Here is a 4,262-nt window from a genome sequence, read left to right on the forward strand (position 1 = left end):
ACATAAAACTGCCAGCCGATGATAAATTGGACAGGTGTTGCCAAAGCAAACTGGAACCACGGATTCATGAATATAGCCGGAATCGACATATTCAATAAATGGACCAGCATCGTTACCAATAGCGGAGCAGCTAAAACGGCCGAAATGATTAATTTCGTCTTCTGATGTTTCAGTTCTTTTTCTTTATGCGTTTGCTTTTCTTCTGCTTCCGCCTTAGGTTGTGCGTCATAGCCCACATTTTTGATTTTATCAATGATTGTTTTCGTATCTACAAGTCCTGGATTATATTCTACAGATGCTGTTTCTGTTGTTAAGTTAACACTGGCAGATTTAACCCCATCCTGTTTATTCAATACCTTTTCAATCCGGTTCGAACACGCAGCACAGGTCATGCCCATAACATCCAGTTCTGTTTTATCCATTAAAACACCGTAGCCGACTTTTTCAATTTTATTTGAAATATCCTCGATGGACGTTTTTTCCGAATCATAGTCTACCGTTGCCTTTTCCGTCGTTAAATTAACTTGTGCTTCCACACCATCCATTTTATTTAAAACTTTTTCAACGCGATTGGAACAAGCAGCACAGGTCATGCCTGTTACACCAAGTGTTGCATGATTTGTTTCGCTCATATGGGTCTCCTCCTTTTACTTGGAAAACTGCTTCAATACACTCATTAATTCCTCAATCGTTTCCTGGCCTTCCCCTTGTTTAATGGCATCACTGACACAATGGTTGATATGCCGCTCTGTGACAGCAAAGCCTACATTTTTCAACGCAGATTGAATGGCGCTGATCTGCACTAAAATATCGACACAATAGCGATCTTCTTCCACCATTTTCTGTATCCCGCGAACCTGACCTTCTATACGTTTTAAACGGTTAATCGTTTTTTCCTTTTCAGCTTCTGTTCTTGGTGTCGTCGGGTGATCACGTAAGAATTTTTCTTCCTTCATATGAATCACTTCCTTTTTCTTTTATACTTATACTATACCCCCATAAGGTATATTTGTCAATAAAAAACAAGGAAAAGATTAAACCTCACCTTATTCATCATTACAAACCCTCTCAAATAACAGGCTATATGATGCTATCTACCCTACATTTAACAGTCTTTTTATTTCGTCCTTATTTCTCTCAAAACCTATCATGCTTTTTGGTTTTCTCACTAACCTCAAAAGCGATCGGTCAGAAAAAACAAGGGCTGGTACGATTCTGCTTCCCGTTATCTTTTTAAGATCTTCTTCTTTATCTGGTTGTTTTGCCAAATCATATTGCTTGTGCGGAATATGATGACTTTCCAGGAACTTTTTTAAATCCTGGCAATCCGAACAGGTAGGTCTCGTGTAGATTTCCAACTGATATTTACCCATTTCTCTAACCCCCTATTGCTTATTCTTTTACTTCTATAATAAAAGGATAGACGTGTTCGTTATCATCAAACTTAAATTCGGCCCAGATTTTGTACATCCCAGGCTTAGAAAAATGCGCATTAAAAGTTGTTGTATCTTCTGAACCTGGATGGACATGAATATACTGTTCGACATCCTCATCAACAATAACCACATGACCTAAAGCCCCAAGATGTTGATCTGGTTTTTCTCCACGCATATCAAAGACCAACGGGACTTCTTGCCCAACAGTTGCATCCACGGCATCTAATGTGACTGTTTTCCCATCACGCTCTTTCGTCCAAGTATCCTTTCCTACAAGGTTCACTTTACTTGTTTCTCTTGTTCCAACCTGTAAAGTATTTGGCGTAACTTGGTACACCTTATTTTCCGGTGCAATATCAACGAACGCTTGATAGGTACCATCATTTAGTTTTTGGTTTACTGCATAGGATCCTTGTTGTTCCTTCTCAGGATGCAAATGATAGTACTCGTCTAAATCATTAGAGACAATGATGAAATGCATCTCTTTTTCATGCTGTACAGTAAGATCAGAGGGGTTCCCGTTATCATCTTCCAATTCAATGAAAACTATTCCGCTGTTGTATCTCACATTTGTTTTAACCTCTGATTCAACACTATGGTCGTGATGATGATTATATTTACTATGATCCATTATTTCTTCCTCCTCGTATAATTAAATAGAGATTCTACTCCATGTCTTCTTCGGAAAGATCTAGCGTGAGTTTAATACAATAACCTCACGCTAGAGATTTACTTTAAATAGACGTTTGATGACATTGCTTAAGCTTTTAATAACTTTGCATTTATCGCAACAATAATGGTACTCAAACTCATCAATACTGCCCCTACTGCTGGGCTTAATACAATGCCAATCGGAGCCAGGACACCTGCTGCCAGTGGTATGGCAAAAATATTATAACCTGTCGCCCACCATAGATTCTGTACCATTTTCCGATAGGTTTTTTTCGATAAATCCATTAATGCCACAACATCATTCGGGTTGCTTTTCACAAGAACAACATCAGCTGTTTCCATTGCTACATCGGTACCTGCACCGATGGCAATTCCCAAATCAGCTGTCGCAAGTGCCGGTGCATCATTCACCCCATCACCCGTCATAGCAACCTTCCAGCCTTTTGCTTGTATTTGTTTCACCTGATTCGCTTTGTCATCAGGTAAAACTTCTGCATAGACTTCATCGATACCCAGTTGTTTTGCCACCCAGTTTGCTACTTTCTTATTGTCGCCTGTCAGCATAATCGAATGTATGCCCTCTTCTTTTAATGATGCGATTGCTTCTTTTGCCGTCTCACGAACCATATCGGCAAGTGCAATCATACCAGCTAATTCATCCTCGACCAGTACAAATACAACGGTTTTCCCCTCATCTGACATTTCATTAAATAGTGCTTCATCGTAGTTTAAATGATTGTTGTTTACATAGCCCGGGCTGACAACATTTACTTTTTGGCCATCCACTTTTCCCTGAATACCTTTCCCTGTTATGGACTCAAAATCAGTTAGTTTTCCTGATTGAACTTCTCTTTCCTTTGCTGCTTGGACAATACCAGCTGCGATTGGATGTTCCGAATTTTGTTCCACGCTCGCTGCAAATTTCAGAATATCTCTTTCCTCATACCCCTCACTTGGCACAATGTCTGTGACACCAAACTCGCCTTTTGTCAGTGTACCCGTTTTATCAAAAACAACTGCATTCAAGTTGCGTGCCCCTTCAAAATTGGCACGGTTCCGGATCAGCAACCCTTTTTTAGCAGAAATGGATGTAGAAACTGCTACAACAAGTGGTGCCGCTAACCCCAGCGCATGCGGACAAGTAATAACCATAACGGTAACCATCCGTTCAATGGCAACATCAAAAGCGTACCCTAAAAGCAGCCAAATGAATAAGGTTGCAAGACCGGCAGTCAGAGCAAGGTAAAATAACCATTTAGCCGCTCGGTTTGTTAAATCCTGGGTTCTGGATTTTGATTCCTGTGCTTCTTTAACCATTGTAATAACCTGTGATAAATAAGAGTCTTCCCCGGTTTTTTCCACTTGAATGGTGAGGGATCCTTCTTTATTGATTGATCCGCCGATGACCTCATCACCTTTGCTTTTTTCAACCGGAACAGACTCCCCTGTAAGCATAGACTCATCGATAGCCGAATTCCCATCAGCAATTGTCCCGTCTACAGGTATCTTTTCGCCCGGTTTTACAAGTACCCGGTCGTTATGTTGCAACGCGGATAAAGGCACATCATCTATTTGATCATTATCATCTAATCGATGTGCTTCATTCGGCATGAGTTTCACAAGCTGCTCCAATGCGTTAGATGCACCCATCACAGACCGCATTTCAATCCAGTGACCCAATAACATAATATCGACCAATGTAGCCAGTTCCCAGAACAGCTGACTGCCTTCCCAGCCAAATACAACCATTGTGCTGTATCCGTACGCTATGGTAATCGCAAGCGCAATAAGTGTCATCATGCCGGGACTTTTATCTTTCAGCTCACTGATGCCGCCTGTTATAAATGGCCAGCCGCCATAGAAGAATACGACTGTTGATAATGCAAATAAAATATACATATCACCAGTAAAACGCCAATCAACCCCTATAAAATCTTGAATCATCGGCGATAAAGCGAGAATTGGAATGGTAATAATTAAAGAAATAAAGAATCGTTTCTTAAAATCTCCGATCATGTCTCCATGATCATGGTGCCCATGACCTCCGTGGCCGCCATGGTCATGTCCCCCGTGACTGCCATGGTCATGAGCATGACTTTGATGACTGTCATGGCTATGTTCTTCATCATGATGGTCATGGTTATGGTGGTTGTG

The 4,262-nt window shown here is 40.9% G+C and carries 5 protein-coding genes; all 5 read right to left on the minus strand.

Annotated elements, in window-relative coordinates; all coding sequences use genetic code 11:
• On the minus strand, nt 1-632 hold a 632-nt coding region (locus tag VK080_RS14160), incomplete at its 3' end, for a copper ion binding protein (protein ID WP_324225419.1).
• A 15-nt stretch (nt 633-647) separates the two neighbouring features.
• A complete protein-coding gene (locus VK080_RS14165) occupies nt 648-956 on the minus strand; it encodes a metal-sensing transcriptional repressor (RefSeq protein WP_324225420.1) in 309 nt (102 codons plus the stop codon).
• A 138-nt stretch (nt 957-1,094) separates the two neighbouring features.
• Entirely contained in the window at nt 1,095-1,373 is a 279-nt protein-coding gene (locus VK080_RS14170) for a glutaredoxin family protein (protein WP_324225421.1), read from the minus strand.
• A 19-nt stretch (nt 1,374-1,392) separates the two neighbouring features.
• Complete coding sequence (locus VK080_RS14175; RefSeq protein ID WP_324225422.1) at nt 1,393-2,067, minus strand: hypothetical protein; 675 nt, start codon at nt 2,065-2,067, stop codon at nt 1,393-1,395.
• 128 nt (nt 2,068-2,195) lie between these two features.
• Nucleotides 2,196-4,262 (minus strand): heavy metal translocating P-type ATPase (locus VK080_RS14180; protein WP_324225423.1); only part of this gene is annotated, 2,067 nt, incomplete at its 5' end.

The organism is Lentibacillus sp., from assembly GCF_035301925.1.
Classification (GTDB): Bacteria; Bacillota; Bacilli; order Bacillales; family Amphibacillaceae; genus Lentibacillus.

Coding starts and splice junctions, on each gene's coding strand:
- VK080_RS14165 (WP_324225420.1), bottom strand. CDS start 956: ATGAAGGAAGAAAAATTCTTACGTGATCACCCGACGACACCAAGAACA.
- VK080_RS14170 (WP_324225421.1), bottom strand. CDS start 1,373: ATGGGTAAATATCAGTTGGAAATCTACACGAGACCTACCTGTTCGGAT.
- VK080_RS14175 (WP_324225422.1), bottom strand. CDS start 2,067: ATGGATCATAGTAAATATAATCATCATCACGACCATAGTGTTGAATCA.